19 protein-coding genes are annotated in these 19,527 nt (G+C 72.7%); 15 read left to right on the forward strand and 4 right to left on the reverse strand.

All coding sequences use genetic code 11. From position 1 onward, the window contains the following. Positions 1 to 164: 164 nt before the first annotated feature. Positions 165 to 1,259, reverse strand: coding sequence for an LptF/LptG family permease (locus J421_RS03445; protein ID WP_025409771.1), 1,095 nt, complete (start codon positions 1,257 to 1,259; stop codon positions 165 to 167). A gap of 23 nt (positions 1,260 to 1,282) precedes the next feature. Between J421_RS03445 and J421_RS03450 the strand changes: the two genes are divergently transcribed. The 8 genes from J421_RS03450 to J421_RS03485 all read left to right on the forward strand — a co-directional run bounded on the left by J421_RS03450 (position 1,283) and on the right by J421_RS03485 (position 8,712). Further along, positions 1,283 to 1,807, forward strand: a complete 525-nt coding sequence (locus J421_RS03450; protein ID WP_025409772.1) for a DinB family protein — start codon at positions 1,283 to 1,285, stop codon at positions 1,805 to 1,807. Continuing rightward, on the forward strand, positions 1,774 to 2,355 hold the full coding sequence (locus J421_RS03455) for a DUF488 domain-containing protein (RefSeq protein ID WP_201773090.1): 582 nt from the start codon (positions 1,774 to 1,776) through the stop codon (positions 2,353 to 2,355). The genes J421_RS03450 and J421_RS03455 overlap by 34 nt, the downstream gene beginning before the upstream one ends. 8 nt (positions 2,356 to 2,363) lie before the next feature. Next, positions 2,364 to 3,008: a dihydrofolate reductase family protein gene (locus tag J421_RS03460; RefSeq protein WP_025409774.1), complete on the forward strand. Its 645-nt coding sequence runs from the start codon at positions 2,364 to 2,366 to the stop codon at positions 3,006 to 3,008. A 184-nt stretch (positions 3,009 to 3,192) separates the two neighbouring features. Further along, positions 3,193 to 3,753 carry a nitroreductase family protein gene (locus J421_RS03465; RefSeq protein WP_025409775.1) on the forward strand — a complete coding sequence of 187 codons (561 nt, stop codon included), beginning with the start codon at positions 3,193 to 3,195 and terminating at the stop codon, positions 3,751 to 3,753. A 95-nt stretch (positions 3,754 to 3,848) separates the two neighbouring features. After that, complete coding sequence (locus J421_RS03470; RefSeq protein ID WP_025409776.1) at positions 3,849 to 4,310, forward strand: VOC family protein; 462 nt, start codon at positions 3,849 to 3,851, stop codon at positions 4,308 to 4,310. 441 nt (positions 4,311 to 4,751) lie between these two features. Continuing rightward, positions 4,752 to 7,208 (forward strand): ABC transporter permease, encoded by a 2,457-nt coding sequence (locus J421_RS03475; RefSeq protein WP_025409777.1) that lies wholly within the window; start codon positions 4,752 to 4,754, stop codon positions 7,206 to 7,208. A 35-nt stretch (positions 7,209 to 7,243) separates the two neighbouring features. Continuing rightward, positions 7,244 to 7,915: a class I SAM-dependent methyltransferase gene (locus tag J421_RS03480; protein ID WP_025409778.1), complete on the forward strand. Its 672-nt coding sequence runs from the start codon at positions 7,244 to 7,246 to the stop codon at positions 7,913 to 7,915. Beyond that, positions 7,912 to 8,712 carry a 5'-methylthioadenosine/adenosylhomocysteine nucleosidase gene (locus J421_RS03485; protein ID WP_025409779.1) on the forward strand — a complete coding sequence of 267 codons (801 nt, stop codon included), beginning with the start codon at positions 7,912 to 7,914 and terminating at the stop codon, positions 8,710 to 8,712. Before J421_RS03480 ends, J421_RS03485 begins: the two co-directional genes overlap by 4 nt. A 301-nt stretch (positions 8,713 to 9,013) precedes the next feature. On the opposite strand, the gene J421_RS03490 is transcribed toward J421_RS03485, so the two are convergent. Next, positions 9,014 to 9,535, reverse strand: a complete 522-nt coding sequence (locus J421_RS03490) for a hypothetical protein (protein ID WP_025409780.1) — start codon at positions 9,533 to 9,535, stop codon at positions 9,014 to 9,016. Positions 9,536 to 9,818: 283 nt separating this feature from the next. On the opposite strand from J421_RS03490, the gene J421_RS32570 reads away from it, so the two are divergent. The 5 genes from J421_RS32570 to J421_RS03515 are packed head-to-tail and all read left to right on the forward strand — an operon-like array spanning position 9,819 to position 14,519. Further along, positions 9,819 to 10,361 carry a hypothetical protein gene (locus tag J421_RS32570; protein WP_025409781.1) on the forward strand — a complete coding sequence of 181 codons (543 nt, stop codon included), beginning with the start codon at positions 9,819 to 9,821 and terminating at the stop codon, positions 10,359 to 10,361. A gap of 13 nt (positions 10,362 to 10,374) precedes the next feature. After that, positions 10,375 to 11,289 carry an NUDIX domain-containing protein gene (locus J421_RS33540; protein ID WP_025409782.1) on the forward strand — a complete coding sequence of 305 codons (915 nt, stop codon included), beginning with the start codon at positions 10,375 to 10,377 and terminating at the stop codon, positions 11,287 to 11,289. Between the two features lie 7 nt (positions 11,290 to 11,296). Further along, entirely contained in the window at positions 11,297 to 11,809 is a 513-nt protein-coding gene (locus J421_RS03505; RefSeq protein ID WP_025409783.1) for a DNA topology modulation protein, read from the forward strand. Between the two features lie 53 nt (positions 11,810 to 11,862). Then, positions 11,863 to 12,828, forward strand: coding sequence for a formylglycine-generating enzyme family protein (locus J421_RS03510; RefSeq protein ID WP_148306137.1), 966 nt, complete (start codon positions 11,863 to 11,865; stop codon positions 12,826 to 12,828). Beyond that, positions 12,825 to 14,519 (forward strand): sulfatase family protein, encoded by a 1,695-nt coding sequence (locus J421_RS03515; protein WP_104022205.1) that lies wholly within the window; start codon positions 12,825 to 12,827, stop codon positions 14,517 to 14,519. Before J421_RS03510 ends, J421_RS03515 begins: the two co-directional genes overlap by 4 nt. A gap of 4 nt (positions 14,520 to 14,523) precedes the next feature. Here J421_RS03515 and J421_RS03520 read toward each other — a convergent pair whose 3' ends face one another. Beyond that, positions 14,524 to 17,028, reverse strand: a complete 2,505-nt coding sequence (locus J421_RS03520) for an ABC transporter permease (RefSeq protein ID WP_025409786.1) — start codon at positions 17,026 to 17,028, stop codon at positions 14,524 to 14,526. A gap of 189 nt (positions 17,029 to 17,217) precedes the next feature. Between J421_RS03520 and J421_RS03525 the strand changes: the two genes are divergently transcribed. Continuing rightward, positions 17,218 to 17,562 (forward strand): hypothetical protein, encoded by a 345-nt coding sequence (locus tag J421_RS03525; protein WP_025409787.1) that lies wholly within the window; start codon positions 17,218 to 17,220, stop codon positions 17,560 to 17,562. Positions 17,563 to 17,879: 317 nt separating this feature from the next. Here the strand turns inward: J421_RS03525 and nudC are convergent, their stop codons facing one another. Further along, positions 17,880 to 18,815 carry an NAD(+) diphosphatase gene (gene nudC / locus J421_RS03530; RefSeq protein ID WP_025409788.1) on the reverse strand — a complete coding sequence of 312 codons (936 nt, stop codon included), beginning with the start codon at positions 18,813 to 18,815 and terminating at the stop codon, positions 17,880 to 17,882. Positions 18,816 to 18,916: 101 nt separating this feature from the next. On the opposite strand from nudC, the gene J421_RS03535 reads away from it, so the two are divergent. Beyond that, the gene (locus J421_RS03535; protein WP_158508646.1) at positions 18,917 to 19,450 is read left to right on the forward strand and encodes a hypothetical protein; all 534 of its coding nucleotides are present in this window, start codon (positions 18,917 to 18,919) and stop codon (positions 19,448 to 19,450) included. Positions 19,451 to 19,527 lie beyond the last annotated feature (77 nt).

A 19,527-nucleotide genomic window follows, 5' to 3' on the forward strand; every position in this document is an offset into this window, starting at 1 on the left:
TACGGCGCTGACGGATGCGGCGCTGTGAAGCGCACGCGGCGCTCACACCGCTGAACCGCGCAATACGGCGCAGTGCCGCGGTGTGAGACGAGGTTTGCGCCTCATCGCGCCGTATCGTCGACGCAGTACCGCCCGCGTCGGCCCGAGCGTCGTTCGCGTCGTGGTCACGTTCGCGTCCGCGCGAGGAGGATCAACCCGGTGAATCCGAAGATGGCGCTGGGGATCCAGGCGGCGACTTCGGGGACGACGAGGCCCTTGCCGCCGATGGCGCGGGTGAGCTGGATGAGGACGAGGAAGATGACCGTGGTGCCGAGCGAGAGCCCGACGCCGAACGCCGCGCCGCCGCGCTGGGTGCTCGTGGCGAGGGGGGCGCCGAAGAGCAGGATGATCACGCAGGTCACCGGGATGGTGATCTTCAGCATCCGGCTGACGCGCAGCGCATTCACGTCGGCGCCGGAGCGGGCCTGGGCGGCGATGAAGCGGCCCAGCTCCGCGTAGTCCATGTCCTCCGGCGCCTTCGGCGTCAGCATCAGGTCGCGCGGCCGCTCGCGCATCTGCCGATCGACGAGCGAGTCGAACGCGAACGCCGCGTCGACGGTGTCGCTCGGCATCAGGTGCAGCGTGCCGCGGCGCAGCATCCACCCGCGGGGCACGCGCCAGCGCGCGTCGTTCGCCGCGACGAGCGCCGTCGGGTAGTCGGGGCCCGTGCCCTTGCGCTCGATCTCGACGACGATCATGGAGCCCGAGTCGACGACCAGCTGCGCGGCCTTGTACACGCGCCCGTTCTCGCCCGCGTACGCGAACCGCGTGCGCACGTTGCCCTCGGAGGAGCGCGTCTCCTTGATGAGCGCGAGCCGCGTCTCGTTCCACCGCGGCGCGATCTCGCCGAGTCCGAGGTCGAGCGCCATGGCGAACGACGCGCCGGCGAAGATCGGCAGGATGAAGCGGTAGAAGCTGATGCCGCTCGCCTTCGCCGCAGTGATCTCGGAGTGGCGCGTGACGGCGCCGATCGTGAACACCGTCGCGAACAGCACCGCCGCCGGCAGTACGTTGAACATCGTGTCCGGCAGCCAGTACACGTAGCTCAGCGCGAGGTCGGCCTTCGGGATGCGGCGGCCGAGGTACTTGTCCAGGTTCTGGAGCAGGTCCATGACGAAGACGAGCACCGGAAAGCCGAGCGCGGTCGGCACGAAGACGCGCGCGAACTCGCCGAGCACGTAGCGGTCGAGCGCGTGGCCGAGGCGGAAGCGGGAGCGCATGTGCCGGAGTATAGTGTACCGGCATGGACTTCGACCTCACCGACGGCGTGGCGGTCCTCGAGCGGACGCCCGCCGCGCTGCGCACGATGCTCGCCGGGCTCCCCGCTGCGTGGACCGATGCGACCGAGGGCCCCGAGACGTGGAGCCCGTACGTCATCCTCGGCCATCTCATCCACGGCGAGCGCGCCGACTGGATCCCGCGTGCGCAGATCATCCTCGCGCAGGGTGCCGACCGCCGCTTCGTGCCGTTCGATCGGCTCGCGCAGTTCCGCGAGAGCGAGGGGAAGTCGCTCGCCCAGCTGCTCGACGAGTTCGCGAGCCTGCGCGCCGAGAGCCTGCGCACGCTCGCCGGCTGGCGCCTCGACGACGCGCAGCTCGCGCTCGAGGGCGAGCACCCCGCGTTCGGCACCGTGACGCTGCGCCAGCTCCTCGCGACGTGGGTGGCGCACGACCTGGGACACATCGCGCAGACGGCGCGCGTGATGGCGAAGCAGTACCGGGAAGCGGTCGGTCCGTGGCGCGCGTATCTGCCGGTGATGGATCGTTAGGCGTGCACGGCACGGAGCTCGCCGCCGCGCCGGCGACGGTGTGGACGATCGGCCACTCCACGCGCCCGATCGAGGAGTTCCGCGACGCGCTCGCCGCATACGACATCGAGCTCGTCGCCGACGTGCGCCGCTTCCCAGGCTCGCGACGCCTGCCGCAGTTCGCCGGCCCCGCGCTGGAGGCGGCGCTCGCCGAGCGCGGCGTCGCGTACCGATGGATGGAAGCGTTAGGCGGCCGGCGTCGTCCGGATCCCGACTCGCCGAACACCGGCTGGCGCCACGCCGCGTTCCGCGCCTACGCCGACTACGTCGCCACCGAGCCGTTCGCCGACGGGCTGTTCGAGCTGCTGATGCTCTCGGGTGGTCTCCGCACCGCCGTGATGTGCGCCGAGGTGCTGTGGTGGCGCTGCCATCGTCGACTCGTCGCCGACGTGCTCACGTGGCTCGGCATCCGGGTCGTGCACATCCGCGACGCACGCGTGAGCGAGCTGCACCGTCTCACCGCGCCGGCCCGCGTCGTTCGCGGCCGGCTCACCTACGAGCCCGAGTGATCTCCGCCATGTCCAAGCTCCGCCTCCGCTTCTCCATGTCGCTCGACGGCTACCTCGCCGGCCCGAACCAGAGCGTGTCCGAACCGTTAGGCGCCGGCGGAGAGCGGCTGCACGAGTGGGTCGTCGCGCTCGCCGTATGGCGCGAGGCGCATGGCATGACGGGTGGGATCGACAACGAGAGCTCGCGCATCGTGGCGGACTCGAACGCGAACGTCGGTGCCACGATCATGGGACGCAACATGTTCGGCGGGCACCCCGGCCCCTGGCGCGCGGACGCCCCGTGGAACGGCTGGTGGGGCGACGACCCGCCGTTCCATCACCCGGTGTTCGTGCTCACGCACCACCCGCGCGAGCCGCTCGCGCTGCAGGGTGGCACCACGTTCCACTTCGTGACCGACGGCATCGAGTCGGCGCTCGACCAGGCCCGCGCGGCGGCCGGCGGCAGGGACGTCTCGCTCGGCGGCGGCGCGAGCGCGGCGCGTCAGTACCTCGCGGCGGGCCTCGTCGACGAGATGCTCGTCAGCCTCGTCCCCATCCTCCTCGGCGCCGGCGAGCGCCCGTTCGACGGACTCGGCGACGACCTCCACGGCCTCACCCTCGCCCGCACCGTCGCGACGCCGGACGTGGTCCATCTGCTATTCGAGCGCCGCTAGAGACATCGAACCGCAGAGGGTCGCAGAGGACCGCCCCTTTCTTGTATGAACCACAGAGGACACAGAGGACACGGAGGAAACCCAACAAGAGAGGTTTCTCCTCTGTGTCCTCTGTGTCCTCTGTGGTCAAAAGCCGTTTGATGTCCTCTGCGGTTCGATTGTCTTCGCGCGTATCTTCGACCGCATGCGAACCTCAGACGCCATCCAGTCCCGCCGCTCCATCAAGCGCTTCACCGACCGCCCCGTCACGCGCGGGGAGATCGAGACGCTCCTCGCCGCCGCGACGCAGGCGCCGAACCATCGGCTCACGAACCCGTGGCGCTTCTACGTCCTCGGCCCCGAGGCGCGCCACGCGTACGGCGTCGCGCTCGGCGACCGCAAGGCGCGCAAGATCGAGGACCCCGAGAAGGCCCGCGCCACCCGCGAGACCGTCGCCGGCGAGCACCGCGCGCTCCCGGCGATGATCGCCGTGGCCGTGGTGCAGAACGAGAACCCCGAGATCCGGGAGGAGGACTATGCCGCGGCGATGATGGCCGTGCAGACCATCGCGCTCACCGCCGTGGAGCTCGGCCTCGGCACCCACATCAAGTCCGGCGCGGTGATGGACGACCCGGCGGCCCGGGCCGCGATCGGCGTCCGCGACGGCGAGCGGATCGTCGCCCTGATCAACGTCGGCGAGCCGGCCGAGGTGCCCCCGCCGAAGCCGCGCACACCCGCGGCCGAGCACACGGTCTGGCTGCCGTAGGCTCCCGTCACAGCCATGTCGAGCTGCGAGCCTCGGCTCCGACTCGGGAGTGAAGGCCCCGATACCGAACCCACTTCATTCCGAGGATCCGCCCCATGCTCGACATCAAGCCCTGCCTCTGGTTCCAGTCCCAGGCCGAGGACGCCGCGAGCTTCTACGTCTCCGTCTTCCCGAACTCCCGCGTCGGCTCGGTGATGCGCGGCGCCCCGGACGCCCCGCCGATCGCGGTGGAGCTCGTGATCGACGGCAAACCGGTCCTCGCCCTGAACGGTCGGCCTCAGAACGGCTTCACCGACGCCAGCTCGTTCGTCGTCACCTGCGAGACGCAGGCGGACATCGACCGGTACTGGGACGCCCTCACCCGCGACGGCGGCGCCGAGGGGAGGTGCGGCTGGCTCACCGACCGGTACGGGGTCTCCTGGCAGATCGTCCCCCGTGCCCTCGGCTCCCTCCTCGGCGGCTCCGACCCCGCCGCGTCCGGCAGGGCGATGCAGGCGATGCTCGGCATGGGCAAGCTCGACATCGCGGCGCTGGAGCGGGCCCGGGCGACGGCCTAGCCGTCTCACGCGGAGCGCGGCGCCTTTCGTGGGGCACGGCTCCTCGCATGGAGACGCGGATGGCGCGGATGACGCGGATTCGCGCGGAGAACACCGACACATTCTTGGTAGCTCTCCGCGTGATCCGCGTCATCCGCGAGATCCGCGTCTCCCCTTCGACGAGCCGTGCCCGGCGCACTCGACGTGCCCGGTGCGACGAAGCCGGACCCCAGGTCCGTGCCGTTCGCCGAGCCCTCGGCGTCTCCGTGTGAGAGACGCCTGCGGGTTCGCACGGCCCCGTCCGCCGTCCGGAGCGGACGCCGACAGGAGATGACGCGCGTCGTGTCGATTCCGGCGCCGGTCGATCGTCGATGTCATGAAGCTGTGAAGGCGGCCGGTGAGTCGTTTCGCCGGGCTCCGCCGAACCGTAGGTTGGCGATCCCGTCCTCCCCCCGCCCCGCCATGCTCCTCCACGACCTCCGCTACGCGGCCCGCTCCCTGACGCGCGCCCGGGGTTTCACCCTCGCCGTCGTCCTCACGCTCGGACTCGGCATCGGTGCCAACACCGCCATCTTCAGCGTCGTGCGCGGCGTGCTCCTGAAGCCGCTGCCGCACCGGGACGGCGACCGCCTGATCTACCTGCGGCAGTCCATCAAGGGACCCGGGGGCGAGAACATCGCGTTCTCGGTTCCCGAGATCAACGACTTCCGCCAGGGCGCGAAGTCGCTCCAGGGGGTGGCCGAGTACTCGCCGCTCACGCTGACCATGCTGCGCGCCGACGGCACCGACCCGGTGCGGATCAACGTCGGCCTCGTGACCGGCAACTTCTTCCAGGTCATGGGGCTGCACACGATTCTCGGCCGGCAGACGAACGACGCCGACGACGGCCCGAAGCCACCCCCGGTGATGGTGCTGACCTACGACTACTGGAAGTCGCACTTCGGCGGCGACCCGAAGGTGATCGGCCAGGTGGTGCGCGTGGAGGGGAAGCCGGCGACGATCGTCGGCGTGGCGCAGCCGGCGCCGTTCTTCCCCGGCCGCTACGACGCGCTCATGAACATGGTGATCAGCGAGCACCACGTGAGCGCGACGATGGTGCAGGGCCGCTCGCACCGCATGACCGAGATGATCGCGCGGCTCGCGCCCGGCGTGTCGGTCGAGCAGGCGCGCACCGAGGTGGCGACGATCCGCCGGCGGGTGCAGGCGCAGTTCGTCCAGGACTACGACCCGGGCTCGGGCTACAAGGTGGACGTGCTGCCGTTCCGCGAGGTGCTCGGCGAGAAGGCGCGCCTCACGCTCGGGCTGCTCATGGCGGCGGCGGTGTTCGTCATGATCATCTCGTGCGCGAACGTCACGAACCTCACGCTGATGCGCGGCGTCCGGCGCGAGCACGAGCTCGTGGTGCGCGCCGCGGTCGGTGCCGGCACCGCGCCGCTCCGCCGCCTCATGCTCGCCGAGAACCTGCTGCTCGCCAGCGCCGGTGCGCTGCTGGGCCTCGTGCTCGCGTTCGGCGGCGTCGGCCTGCTCACGAGCTTCGCCGAGCGCTACTCGCCGCGCGCCGACGAGATCCGCATCGACGGCATGGTGCTCGGCTTCACCGTCGCCGTGACGTTGGGCGTCGCGCTGCTGCTGTCGTACGCGCCGCGGCTGCCGAAGGAGGGCACGCTCGGCGGGTGGGTCGCCGCCGGCGTGTCGCGCGTCAGCGGCAGCCTGCGCAAGCAGCGCATGCAGCGCTCGCTCGTCGTCGCGCAGATCGCGGTGTCCGTCGTGCTGCTCGCCGGCGCGGGGCTGCTCACGCGCACGATGATGCGCCTCGCGAGCGTCGACGACGGCTTGAAGCGCGGCGAGGTGCTGACGATGGAGGTGCCGCTCATCATGGGCGAGCGCAGCGACGCCGACTCGCGCGCGCTGTATCAGCGCATCAGCGACGAGGTGCAGGGACTTCCCGGCGTGCAGGCCGTGGGCGTGGGCTCGACGATGCCGCTCCGCTCCACGCAGTTCCAACTCGACGTGAAGGCCGAGGGGCGCGCGCTCGCCGCCGGCGAGGCGCAGCCGCACGCCGAGCTCCGCTCCGCCGACCCGGGCTACTTCCGCGCGGCGGGGATCCCGCTGGTCGCCGGCCGCGACTTCGTGGCGACGGACCGCGACAGCGCGGCGCGCGTCGTCGTGGTGAACAAGACGCTGGCCGAGAAGTTCTGGCCCGGCCGCGACCCGATCGGGCAGCGCGTCGCGTGGACGGGACCGGTGCTGCAGTTCATCGGCATGAAGGAGGACCAGTGGATGACGGTGGTCGGCGTGGTGGCCGACACGCGTGACGGTGGTCTCGACGCCGAGCCGCGCAACGTCGTCTTCCAGCCGTTCGCGCAGACGCCGGTCTTTCAGGGCGGCGGCCTCGTGGTGCGCACCGGCAGCGTCGCGGCGAACCTCGCGCCCAACGTGATGCGCGTCGTCCGCGCCGTCGCGCCGCGCGAGCCGATCGAGCACGTGCTCACTGTCGGGCAGATCCGCGAGGAGAGCGTCGCGCCGCGGCGGCTCAACGCGGCGCTCGTGTCGTCGTTCGGCATCCTCGCCGTCATCATCGCGGCGGTCGGCATCGCGGGCGTGCTCGCGTTCTCGGTGAGCGCGCGCACCACGGAGATCGGCATCCGCATGAGCCTCGGCGCCACGCGCTCCGCGGTGCATCGCATGGTGCTCGGCGAGGGCGGCGTGCTGCTCGTCGTCGGCCTCGTGCTCGGCGTCGTCGGCGCGCTCGTCGTCACGCGGCTGATGGCGGGGCTGCTGTTCGGCGTGTCGCCGTACGATCCGGTGACGCTCTCCGTCGTCGCGGTGGTGATGGCCGCGGTCGGTGTCGCGGCGTGCTGGCTGCCGGCGCGGCGCGCCGCGGCGATCCATCCGACGATCGCGATCCGGGGGCGATGAGCGGCTAGGTTACGGGCGAACCTCCGCCCGATCGAATGCCGCAGACGCTTCACACCACCGCCGGCGACATCCCCCTCGACGAGTACCGGCTGCGGCTGAACGGCCGCGAGTGGCGCGTGCTCCACACCGGCCAGGTGCTGTCGTTCGAGGACGAGCAGCGGTTCCTCGGCGAGGAGCGCGCGCGTGTCCCGTACGGCGTCGTGCTGTGGCCCGCCGCGATCGCGCTCGCGCACGAGGTAGCGTCGCGCGGCGACGCGATGCGCGGCGCGCGGGTGCTGGAGCTCGGCGCGGGCACGGGGCTGCCGGGGATCGTCGCCGCGTCGCTCGGCGCGCGCGTCGTGCAGACCGACAAGCAGTCGGTCGCGCTCTCGGTCTGCCGCGACAACGGCGCGCGCAACGGCGCCGCGGGAATCGAGTACCGCACCGCCGATTGGGCCGCGTGGGACGACGCCGCGCGCTACGACGTCATCCTCGGCGCGGACGTCACCTACGGCGACGCGATGCATCCGCACCTGCGGCAGATCTTCGAGACGAACCTCGCCCCCGGCGGACGCGTGCTGCTGTCCGACCCGTTCCGGCCGTTCAGCTACCGCTTCCTCGAGTCGCTCGACGCCGACGGCTGGACGATCACGTTCAGCAGGTGGCGCGTCGGCGAGGAGCGCGCGCCGCGGGCGATCGCCGTCTACGAGCTGACGCCGCCGCGATGACGCGCCGCGCGCGGCTGCTCCTGCTCTCGTTAGGCGCCCCCGTCGCGTCCGGCGCCCAGGAGCGCCGGGCCACGGTCGCCGTGCTCGGCGCCATCCCGGTGGAGGTGGAGCTGCTGCGCGCGCGGCTCCAGCACCCGGTCGTGCGCACGATCGGCGGGATCGAGTTCGCCGAGGGGCTGCTCGCCGGCCGCCGCGTCGTCGTGGCGCGCGTCGGCGTCGGCAAGGTGAACGCGGCGATGACGACGACGCTGCTCCTCGAGCACTACCGTCCGCGGCGCGTGATCTTCACCGGCGTCGCCGGCGCGCTCGACACCACGCTCGCGCCGGGCGACCTGGTGCTCGGCAGCTACGCCGCACAGCACGACCTCGGCGCGTGGGACGCGCGCGGCATGACGAACGCCACGAACGACTCGGCCACGGCGATCACGAGCAACCCCGTGCGCTTCCCGGGCGACACGCTGCTGCTCCGCGTCGCGCGCACGGTGGCCGGCGCGCGCACCGGGTGGCACGTGCGCGAGGGCGGCGTGCTCACGGGCGACGTGTTCCTCGCGAACGACTCCGTGCGCCGCGACCTGCGGCGCCGCTTCCCCGACGCGCTCGCCGTGGAGATGGAGGGCGCCGCGGTCGCGCAGGTGTGCTGGCAGCAGGGCCGCGTGCCGCTGCTCGTGGTGCGCAGCATCAGCGACGGCGCGGGCGCGAAGGCGCGCGAGACGTTCGCCCAGTTCGTGCGCCGCGCCGCCGAGCGGTCGAGCGAGCTCGTGACGCGCATCGTGGCCGGGGTGCCGGCGTCGCGTTGAGGGATGCGGGCTCGGCGTGTCTCACGCGGAGGCGCGGAGACCGTGGAGAGCCGCAGGGGGCTGCGCCTTTGAATTGAACCGCACAGGGCCGCAGAGGGCCGCAGAGGACTGCCTCTTTGTATCGAACCACAGAGGACACGGAGGACACAGAGGGAACCCGTTCTCTTGAAGGGTTCTCCTCCGTGTCCTCTGTGTCCTCTGTGGTAAGAAAGCAGTTGCCGTTCTCTGCGGCCCTCTGCGGCCCTCGGCGGTTCATCTCGAGGAGGCCGCCCTCCGCGGTCCCAGCGCGAGGACTCGCTGCCTAACGGGCAGCACCCCCCATCAATCGGTCGAGCAGCGCGAGATCCCGCGCCGCCACGTCGGCGACCGCCGATGCGACGCGGGTCAGCGCGTCGATCACCTCGGCCGGGCTCGCGATGCGGCCCGCCTGCGCGTCGCCGCCCCATCGCACGAGCCGGATCGCGCGCGACGGCACGCGGCGCAGTCGCATGTCGTCCCACGGCAGCGCGTCGGTCGTCGATTCCACGCCCTCGGGGAGCGTGATCATCTCCCACAGCTCGCCCCGGCGCAGCACGCCGTCGGCGCCGAGTCCCACGACGGCGATGCGCGCCCCGCAGACCGTGTAGCCGCTTCCCGCGTTCTGCGGCACGGTGAGCGACAGGTAGCGGCCGAGCACCACACGGTGCGGCACCGCGCGCGGCGGCACGAGCCAGCCCCACGTGCCGGGCGCGCGCGGCACGCGGCCCGTGAACGGGTGCATCGGCAGGTCGTCGAAGTGCGTCGCCAGCTCGGCGGCGAGCCCCTGCGCCAGCTCGGCGAGCACGGCGCGCGGCGGCGCGCCGCCGGTCGTGCCGGTGAGGGCGGTGCGGATCTGCTGCAGCTGCGCGCGCGCGCGTGCGCGATCGCCTCGGCGGGATCGGGCGGGGCGGCGGCCAGCTCTCGGCGCGCGTCATCGGGCGTCATGCGCGAAATGTACGAGCGGGGACCGCGCCCGTGCGGCGGCCGGCGGCGGGATGCATCTTCCGCGACGGACCGGCCCGGACGTGAACATGCGCACGCACCGCCCCCGCCGCCGCGCGGCGCCGCCACCGGCGTTAGGCACCTGAATGGACGCGGCGCTCGGCACCGACTCGCTCCGCCTCGCGCTCGACGCGCTGTCCCGCACGCGCCTCCTCGGCGCCGGCGTCGCGCTGTCGGCGGTGGTCGTGCCGCTCACCGCGATCGCCCTGCTCGCGCGCTGGCGGCCGCCCGGCGGGCGCGCGGTCCGCGCGACGCTGCGCACGGTCGGCTCGCTCACCGCGCTCGCGTACGGCGTGTATGGGGCGAGCCTCGCCGGGGAATGGGGGCGGCGCGCGGTGGGGCCCGCGCGCGGCCGCGTGGCGCGCGCGCTCGGCGCCCCGGTCGTCGCGGCGCTCGGGCGCTATCGCACCGAGCATGGCGCGTATCCGCCGAGCCTGGCCGAGCTCGTGCCGCGCTACCTGCCCGAGACGGCGCTGGACGCGCCGACGCGGTCGCCGCTCGCGCACCCGTTCGAGTTCCGGACGCGCGGCGACGCATTCATGCTGCGGGTGCGCGAGGCGCCGCCGAGGTACAGCGGCTGCGAGTACTCGTCGCGGACGCAGCGGTGGTACTGCAGCGGGTACTTCTAGCAGATTGCGTCCCATGACCCACGTCCCGGTCTTCGGCACGACGCTCGACGGTGTCCACTACGTCGAGCGCCCGAGCGCCTACGTCCTCGTGCGCGACGATGCCGGCGACCTCGCCGTCGTGCGCACGCCGAAGGGACACTTCCTTCCCGGCGGCGGCATCGAGGCCGGCGAGAGCGCGGAGACGGCCGCGGCGCGCGAGGCGCGCGAGGAGACGGGGCTCGTCGTCGACATCATCGGCACCGTGTGCCGCGCCGTGGAGTTCACGCGCGCGCTCGACGAGGACGCGTGGTACCGGAAGGTGAGCGCGTTCCTCGCCGCCCGCGTCGCCGAGCGCGCCGCCGCGGTCGAGCACGACCACGAGCTGCTCTGGCTCCCCGTCGCGCGCGCGCTCGACGCGCTCACGCCGCCGAGCCACCGGTGGGCCGTGGAGCGGTTCGCCGAGCCGCCGTACGCGGCCCGTCTGCGCGAGGTCGTCGATGCCGCAACGCGCGCGCTCGGCGCGATCGACGACGCGGCGAGCGCGCGCCGTCCCGCACCCGACAAGTGGTCGCCGCGCGAGATCGTCGGCCATCTCGTCGACTCGGCGGCGAACAACCACGGCCGCTTCGTGCGCGCGCAGGCGCAGGACGACCTCGCATTCCCCGGCTACGCGCAGGAGGCGTGGGTGGACGCGCAGGGCTACCGGAGCGCGCCGTGGACGGATCTCGTCGCGCTGTGGGCCGCGTACAACCGTCACCTCGCGCGCGTCATGACGCTCGCCCCCGAGGCGGCACGCATGCGACCGCGGGCCCGCCACAACCTGGACGAGATCGGGTGGCGCGCCGTCCCCGCCGACGTGCCGGCGACGCTCGACCACCTCATGGCCGACTACGTCGACCACCTCGAGCACCACCTGCGGCAGGTGCTCGGCCCCGACTGGAGCCGTTAGGCGCGTCGTGCGCCGCGTGCTCGTCATCGGATCCGGCGGCGCCGGCAAGTCGACGTTCGCGACGCGGCTCGGCGCGGCGACGGGGCTGCCGGTGGTGCATCTCGACGCGTGCTACTGGCGCGCGGGATGGGATCCCACACCGGCCGACGAGTGGACGCGGACGGTCGACGCGCTCGCGGCGGGCGACGCGTGGATCATGGACGGCAACTACGGCGGCACGCTCGACCGCCGCCTCGCCCTGTGCGACACCGTCGTGTTCCTCGACCTGCCGCGCCTGCTCTGCGTGTGGCGCGCGGTGCGGCGCGCGGCGCGCTACGCCGGCCGCACGCGTCCCGACATGGCGCCCGGATGCCCGGAGCGCCTAACGTGGGAGTTCCTGCGGTGGATCTGGGACTACCCGCGCACGCGCCGCCCGGGCGTCCTGCGCAAGCTCGCCGCCGTCGCCGCCGAGAAGCGCGTCGTCATCCTTCGTTCGCGGCGCGACGTCGAGCGGTTCCTGCGCGACGCCGCGACCGGCTGACTCGCCCGGAGCACCCTGGCGCGCGTGACGAGCGGCGAGCATCGTCCGCCCTCGTGGCACCGCCCCGCTTTCTCCTCCGGCGCGCACGCGCCGCGTGTGCGGTCGCGTCGTTGGTCGCGGCCGGCTGCCGCCCCGAGCGGGCGCCGTCACCGCCCGCCGCGCCGGAGGGGATGGTCTACGTCCCGGGCGGCGTGGTGCACGTCGGCTCGACGCGGGGCGGGCCCGACGAGCGACCCGTGTTCGCGGCGCGGGTGCGCCCGTTCTTCCTCGACCGGCGCCTCGTCGCCGTCGCGCAGTTCCGCCGCTTCGTCGAGTCGACCCACTACGTGACCGACGCCGAGCGATTCGGCGACGCGGGCGTGATGGATCCGGACACCGGCGAGTGGGTGCTCGTGTCCGGCGCCACGTGGCACCACCCGTTAGGCCCCGGCACGCCGCCCGCGCCCGACGACCACCCGGTGACGCAGGTGTCATGGCGCGACGCCGCCGCGTACGCGCGGTGGGCGGGGCGCCGGCTGCCTACCGAGGTCGAGTGGGAGCACGCCGCGCGCGGCGCCGTCGACAGCCGCGCGCCGTACGCGTGGGGCGATCGGCTCGTCGTCGCCGGACGGTACATGGCCAACACCGGGGAGCTCGCCGCCACGCGCGACACCGTGCACATGGGCGAGCCGGATCCCGCACGCCGCGCCGCGCGCCAGCACCCTTCGGCGGATGACGGCCACCTGATGACCTCACCCGTCGGGGCGTACGGCGAGACGCGGCTCCGCCTCTCCGACATGGGCGGCAACGTGTGGGAGTGGACCGACAGCTGGTACCGCCCGTACGCCGACCGCGACGCGCCCTACGTGCCGACGCCGGCGAGCGAGCGCGTTCAACGCGGCGGCTCCTTCCTCTGCAGCACGGACTTCTGCCACGGCTACCGCGTCTCGGCACGGTCGCACGCCACGCCCGAGACGGCGTCCTTCCACGTGGGCTTCCGCACTGCGGCGGACGTCCCCGAGCCCGGTGACCACCGATGACGAGCTGGCGCCGCCTAACGATCTGCGTCGTGTGCCTGAGGGCCGGCGCGCTCGCCGCGCAGACGCCCGCGCGCCCGAACATCCTGTGGATCTCCACGGAGGACCTGAGCCTCCGCGTCGGCGCGTACGGCGACCGGGTCGCGCGCACGCCGAACCTCGACCGGTTCGCCCGCGAGGGGCTGCGCTTCACCCGCGCGTTCACGACCGCGCCGGTGTGCGCGCCGAGCCGCGCCGCGATCATCACCGGGATGTACCAGAACGCGATCGGCGCGCAGCACATGCGCACCGGCGAGAACACGATCGAGGACCTCCCGGGCCCGTACGAGGCGGTACCGCCGTTCTACGTGAAGGCCTTTCCCGAGTACCTGCGCGCGGCCGGCTACTACACGACGAACAACGTGAAGACGGACTATCAGTTCGGGACCCCGTTCACGATCTGGGACGACGTGAGCGACAAGGCGCACTGGCGCAACCGCCCCGACAAGCGCCAGCCGTTCTTCTCCGTCTTCAACCTGATGACGACGCACGAGTCGATGGTGTTCCCCGCCGTGCTGCGGGGGCGGCGTCCGGTGACCGACCCGTCGCAGGTGCAGGTGCCGCCGTACTACCCCGACACGCCGAAGGTGCGCGAGGCGCTCGCGCAGTGGTACGACAACATCGCCGCGATGGACACGCAGGTGGGCGCGCTGCTGCGGCAGCTCGAGGAGGACGGGCTCGCGGACAATACCATCGTCTTCTTCTGGAGCGACCACGGCGACGGCCTGCCCCGCGCGAAGCGGTCGCTCTACGACTCGGGGCTGCGGTCGATCCTGATGGTCCGGTGGCCCAAGCCACTCCACCCGCCGTTCGCCCCGGGCGCGGTGAGCGACCGTCTGGTGAGCTTCATCGACCTCGCGCCGACGGTGCTCGCGCTCGCGGGCGTGCCCGTCCCGGCGCACATGCAGGGAGGCGTGCTGTTCGGCCTGGGGGCCGCGCCCGCCCCTCGTTACGTGTTCGCGGCGCGCGACCGCATGGACGTCGAGTACGACATGATGCGCTCGGCGCGGGACGCCCGGTATCTGTACATCCGGAACTTCCAGCCCGAGCTCCCCTACGTCGGGTTCATCCCGTTCCGGAACCAGAGCCCGATCATGCAGGAGCTGCTGCGGATGCACGCCGAGGGCACGCTCGCCGGGCCGGCGGCGCTCTGGCTGCGGAACTCGCGCCCGCCGGAGGAGCTCTACGACGCCGAGGCGGACCCGCACCAGATCCGCGACCTGTCGCGCGACCCGGCGCACCGGGCGACGCTCGCGCGCATGCGGGACGCGGTGACGCACTGGATGCGGCTCATCGACGACCAGGGGCTCGTCAACGAACCGGAGATGATCCAGCGGATGTGGCCCGGCGGCGCACAGCCGGCGACCGCCGCCCCGTTCATCCTCGTCCGCGGCTCGCAGAACTGGGAGCACCCGACGCGTGACACCGCGCTGACATTCAGCCGCCCGGCCGAGGTCGAGATCTACGACCCTACGCAGGGGGCGTCGATCGCGTACACGACGGACAGCGGCCCGAGCCCGCGGTGGAAGCTGTATGCGGGCCCCTTCCGGCTCGACGGGCCGCTGACCGTGCGCGCGAAGGCGATCCGGTATGGCTACAAGCCGAGTCCGGAGACGCGCACGGTGCTCGTGCCCGCGGGACCGCCGAACCGTTAGGCGGCTACTCGTACCGCAGCGCGCGGATCGGCTCGACCTTCGACGCGCGCAGCGCCGGCACCCAGCCCGCGCCGCGCGCGACGCCCGCGAGCACGAGCGCCGCGAGTCCGATGGCGACCGGGTCCCAGCCCGCGAGGCCGAACAGCAGCGACTTCGCCGCCTGGCCGAGCCCGATCGCCGCGGCCACGCCGACCGCGCCGCCGAGGACCGTCATCCACGCGACCTGGCGCAGCACCATGGCGCGCACCTGGCGGCCGTCGGCGCCTAACGCCATGCGGACGCCGATCTCGCGCGTGCGCTGCGCGACCGTGTACGCGAGCACGCCGTAGAGGCCCACCGCGGCGAGCAGCGTCGCGACGACGGCGAACGACACGGCGAGGATGCTGATCATGCGGTCCATGAACGTGTTCTCCTTCACCTGCTGCGGCAGCGTCTTCAGATCCTCCAGCGGCAGGTTCGGGTCGAGGCGCTTCACGACCGCCGGGATCGTGCGCAGCAGCTGATCCGGCGCGAGCGACGTGCGCACGTAGAAGTTCATGAAGCCCACCGTGCTGTCCTGCTTGTACGGCAGGAAGAACAGCGGCGGGATGTCGTCCTTCACGGAGCTGTACTTCGCGTCGTGCATCAGGCCGACGATCTCGATCTCCATCTTCGACTGGTCGTCGCGCCCGCCGGTGCCCATGTGCCGGCCCACCGCCTGGCGGCCGAGCCCGAACTTCTTCGCGAAGGCCTCGTTCACGATCGCCACCTTCGGCGCGCCGACGATGTCGGCCTGCGTGAACTCGCGCCCCGCGAGCAGCGGCACGCCCAGCGTGCGGAAGTAGCCCGGGCCCACCTGGTTGAAGCGTGCGTTCGCGTCGGTGTCGGGTCCCTTCTTGAAGCCCTCGACCGAGACGTCGTTCCCCCAGTTGTCGCCGGCGATGAGCGGCACCATCGCGCCCGTCACGCCGTTGACGCCGGGGATCGACGAGAGCTCCTGCTCGAGCCGCTCGAACAGCGCCGCCGAGCGCGCGTTGGAGTAGCCATTGAGCTCCGGCGAGATGCCGAACTGCACGACGCGCTCGGTCTTGATGCCGAGATCCACGCGGCTCACGTTCACGAGGCTGCGGATGAACAGCCCCGCGCAGATGAGCAGCGTCATCGACAGCGCGATCTGCGCCGTGACGAGCGACGTGCGGAAGCGCGACGCCGAGCGCGCGCCGCCGGCCACCTGCCCCGCGCTCGACCGGATGGTGCCGATGAGCCCCGGCCGCGTGCTGTGGAGCGCGGGGAACATGCCGAACAGCACGCCGGTCACGATCGACACGCCGCCGGCGAACAGGATCACCGCCGGATCGAGCGTCGCGTGCACCGTCTGCAGCGCGTCGGGCGGCAGCAGCCCCATGATGCCGACGAGCGTGAAGCGCGCGACGACGAGGCTCACCACGCCGCCCACGATGCCCAGCAGCATCGACTCCACGAGCAGCTGTCCCATGAGCTGCGCGCGCCCCGCGCCTAACGACAGCTTCACCGCCATCTCGCCGGCGCGGTTCGCGCCGCGCGCGAGCAGCAGGTTCGCGATGTTCGCGCACGCGATCAGCAGCACGATGCCGGTGATCGCGAACAGGAGCATGAGCGGCGTGCTCGCCTCACGATGGATCGAGCTCTGCCCGCGCTCTCCCGGCTCGACGCCGACCTGCTTCGCGCGGAACTGCTTCATCGTCGGCTCGCTCATCCCCTTCTGGAGCGGCGCCTCGACCTCGTTGATGACGGGCCGGTAGGCCGCGTTCAGCCCGCGCTTCGCCTGCGCCAGCGACACGCCCGGCTTCAGGCGCCCGAACAGGTACGCCCAGTAGCTCTGCCGGTTGTCGAGCCCCTTCCAGCCCGGCACGATCTGCTCGCGCATCGAGATCGGCACGTAGACGTTCGGCTCGATGCCTAACGTCGTGCCCGAGAAGCCCTGCGGCGCGACGCCGACGATCGTCATCGGCCGGCCGTTGATCACGATCGCCTGGTTCAACACTCCGGGGTCGTGGCCGAGCTTCGTGTCCCAGTACTGGTAGCTCAGCACCGTGACGAAGTTCGCGCCCACCGCCTGGTCGTCGCCCGGCCCGAGCAGCCGCCCGAGCGCGGGGGAGAGGCCGAGCACCGGGAAGTACGATCCCGACACGAGCATGCCGCGCGTGTTCAGCGTCTGCCCCTTGTACGCGAGGTTCGCCCCGAAGCGCACGTGCGCGGCGAGCGAGACGCCGGTCTGCGCCTTCTCGAGGTCGCGGAACATCGCGTAGCTGAACACCGCGTCGCAGTCGCCGGCCTGCCCGCACGACTGCGACCCCGGCTTCGGGCCGGGCGCGGTGAGGTTCACGAGCTGCTCGGGGTGCGGCACCGGGAGCGGCCGGAGGAGGATCTGGTCGAACAGCGAGAAGATCGCCGCGTTCGCGCCGATGCCGAGGGCGAGCGAGAGGACGGCGACGGCCGTCACGAACGGGGTCTTCAGAAGGGTACGCGTGGCGTACTTGAGGCTGACCATGGCTCGTCCGGGGGTGTGGCAGGAGCGTACAGGGAGGGGGCCTGGTGCTGTCGCTACGGCTGGCGCGCGGGACGGGTTTCGCTCTTGGACAGATGGCGCGGCCGGCGGGTTGCCCCCCGCGCGCGACCGCCTAGACTACGGCCGATCGCCCTTCCGGGCGTCCGAGCCGCTCCAGCGACGGAGGATCCGATGCGCACCCCTGCCGCCCAGGGCACGTACCACGTCGTCCACTTCGCCGACGGCGTCGAGGCGGCCGGCTTCGTGGCCGCGCTGTCGCGGTTCCTCGACTCGCCCCGCTGGCACCGCCCACCGAGCCACCTCGACGTCGAGGTCTGGTCCGACGCGAGCCCCACCGCCGGCGGCGTGGCCCTCTACCTGAGCGACGGCGCGCTCGCCGCCACCGCGGCCGGGTTCGACGCCCCGGCGGTCACCCGGAGCTGCCGCGGGGCGTCGATCCCGGAGGAGTGCGCGCTGCTGGTCGACAGCGAGGTGCCGATTCCGCTGTCGATCGAGGACGGCCGGCGCGGGGACTGAGACGGGGGGCGGGGCGGGACGGCGGGACGATCGACCGCGGGACGAGACGATCAACGGCGGGACGATCGACTGCGGGACGATCGACTGCGGGACGATCGACTGCGGGACGTCCAACGGCGGGCGCGGGTACCTAGGTCCCAGGGGGGGCTCCCCCCCTTCGCCCAAGGTGCTATGCGCCGAACGAGTCGCGGCACCAATCCGACGCGCACCGGATCCCACTGAACGCATCCCGATCCCGCCGTAGACGTCCCGCCGTAGTTCGTCCCGCCGTTCGACGTCCCGCCGTAGTTCGTCCCGCCCTAGTTCTTCCCGCCGTTTCAGTTTTCCGCCAACCACCCCTCCACGAGCCGCCGCGCGATCGAATCGCGCCGCGGCAGCTTCAGATCCGCCCCCTCGTCCCCCCACTCCCCCGCGCCGCGCAGCTCGGCGGCGGTGAACCACCGCGCCTCCGTCAGCTCGTCGGGGTCGATCACGAGGTCGAACGTCGTCGCCACGGCGCGGAAGCCGATCATGAGCGACGCCGGGAACGGCCACGGCTGCGACGCGACGTAGCGCACCGCGCCCACCTGCACGCCGGTCTCCTCGAGCACCTCGCGGGCGACCGCCTCCTCCAGGCTCTCGCCGGGCTCCACGAAGCCGGCCAGCGTGGAGAACATCCCCGCCGCCAGCCGGCCGTGGTGCGCGAGCAGGCACGTCGCCGGCTCGCCGGGCACCCGGCGCTCGACGAGCATGATGACCGCCGGGTCGGTGCGCGGATACGTCTCCGCGCCGCACGCCGAGCACACGCGCACGTGCCCGGCCTGTCGGCTCTCGGTCGGGGCGCCGCACACGCCGCAGTGCCGGTGGCGGCGGTGCCAGATCAGCATGCCGCGCGCGTACGCCAGCATCGCCGCCTCGGCCGGCGCGAGCGTCGACGCGACGCGGCGCAGCTCCACGATCTCGGTGCCCGGCACCGCCGCCGCGATCGCCGCCGCGGCGGGCTCCTCCACCTCCGCCGCGAACACCGGCATGTCGTCGTCGAGGCCGAGCAGCGTCCAGTCCGACGGCGGCGACGCGACCGCGGCGCGGGCGAGCGCCGGAGTGAGCAGCACCGGCGCCGGAGCATCGTCGCCGTTCCGGCGCACGAACGTCCGGTCGCGCCACGACGGCACCACGCGCAGATCCGGGCGTCCGCACAGCGCGGTCACCCACGCCTCGTCCTTCCGCCGGGCCCCCGCGCGGTCGAGCCGCCCACCCGTGTAGGTCAGGTCCATGCCGGAAGATAGACGCGCCTAACGCCGGTGGTGACCCCGGGCGGGGGTCGCCTGGTATTCACGGGGAGAGCGCGTCGTCCCTCACCGGCCGGAGTCGTCGAGTGCCCTGGTCGCTTCCCATCACCCGCGTGACCGCGCTCCTGCTCGGCGCGTGCACGCTCGACCTCACCGACCCGGCGCGGACCGGGCTGGCGACCGATCGCGCGTCGTACGTCGCGCGCTACGAGTCCGGCCAGGGCCCGTACCGGCAGTTCGCGTTCACGGTCGTCGCCCGGTTCACGAACCACACGGCGGGGACGCTCTACCTCGGCCGCTGCTACCCGGATTCGCCGCACCCGATCTACGGTGTGGAGCTCGTCGACGCGTCGCGCAGCTCGTGGGGGTCGGCGTTCGGGCCCGCGTGGGCATGCGTCGGCCACGACGAGCAGATCGCCGTCGCCGCGGGCGAGACGCGCGTCGACACGCTGCTCCTGCGCGGCCCGAACGGGTGGGACGGGCGCACCGGCGAGGTGTTCGGCGCGATGGACGGTGCGATGCGGCTCGTCTACCACGTGCAGGAGTGCCGCGGCGACGGCGCGTGCCCGAGCGCGCGGCTCGACGGTCGATCGAACGCGTTCACGGTCCGCGTGGACTGAGGCGGCGCGGGGAGAGGTGACGACTGGTGGGCGGCGTGGCACGACGCCACCTTCCGCGCACTCTCCTCCCCACCCCG

Source organism: Gemmatirosa kalamazoonensis, assembly GCF_000522985.1.
Taxonomy (GTDB): Bacteria; Gemmatimonadota; Gemmatimonadetes; order Gemmatimonadales; family Gemmatimonadaceae; genus Gemmatirosa; species Gemmatirosa kalamazoonensis.

Coding starts and splice junctions, on each gene's coding strand:
- J421_RS03460 (WP_025409774.1), top strand. CDS start 2,364: ATGTCCAAGCTCCGCCTCCGCTTCTCCATGTCGCTCGACGGCTACCTC.
- J421_RS03480 (WP_025409778.1), top strand. CDS start 7,244: ATGCCGCAGACGCTTCACACCACCGCCGGCGACATCCCCCTCGACGAG.
- J421_RS03445 (WP_025409771.1), bottom strand. CDS start 1,259: ATGCGCTCCCGCTTCCGCCTCGGCCACGCGCTCGACCGCTACGTGCTC.
- J421_RS33540 (WP_025409782.1), top strand. CDS start 10,375: ATGACCCACGTCCCGGTCTTCGGCACGACGCTCGACGGTGTCCACTAC.
- J421_RS03450 (WP_025409772.1), top strand. CDS start 1,283: ATGGACTTCGACCTCACCGACGGCGTGGCGGTCCTCGAGCGGACGCCC.
- J421_RS03515 (WP_104022205.1), top strand. CDS start 12,825: ATGACGAGCTGGCGCCGCCTAACGATCTGCGTCGTGTGCCTGAGGGCC.
- J421_RS32570 (WP_025409781.1), top strand. CDS start 9,819: ATGGACGCGGCGCTCGGCACCGACTCGCTCCGCCTCGCGCTCGACGCG.
- J421_RS03465 (WP_025409775.1), top strand. CDS start 3,193: ATGCGAACCTCAGACGCCATCCAGTCCCGCCGCTCCATCAAGCGCTTC.
- J421_RS03485 (WP_025409779.1), top strand. CDS start 7,912: ATGACGCGCCGCGCGCGGCTGCTCCTGCTCTCGTTAGGCGCCCCCGTC.
- J421_RS03525 (WP_025409787.1), top strand. CDS start 17,218: ATGCGCACCCCTGCCGCCCAGGGCACGTACCACGTCGTCCACTTCGCC.
- J421_RS03470 (WP_025409776.1), top strand. CDS start 3,849: ATGCTCGACATCAAGCCCTGCCTCTGGTTCCAGTCCCAGGCCGAGGAC.
- nudC (WP_025409788.1), bottom strand. CDS start 18,815: ATGGACCTGACCTACACGGGTGGGCGGCTCGACCGCGCGGGGGCCCGG.
- J421_RS03520 (WP_025409786.1), bottom strand. CDS start 17,028: ATGGTCAGCCTCAAGTACGCCACGCGTACCCTTCTGAAGACCCCGTTC.
- J421_RS03475 (WP_025409777.1), top strand. CDS start 4,752: ATGCTCCTCCACGACCTCCGCTACGCGGCCCGCTCCCTGACGCGCGCC.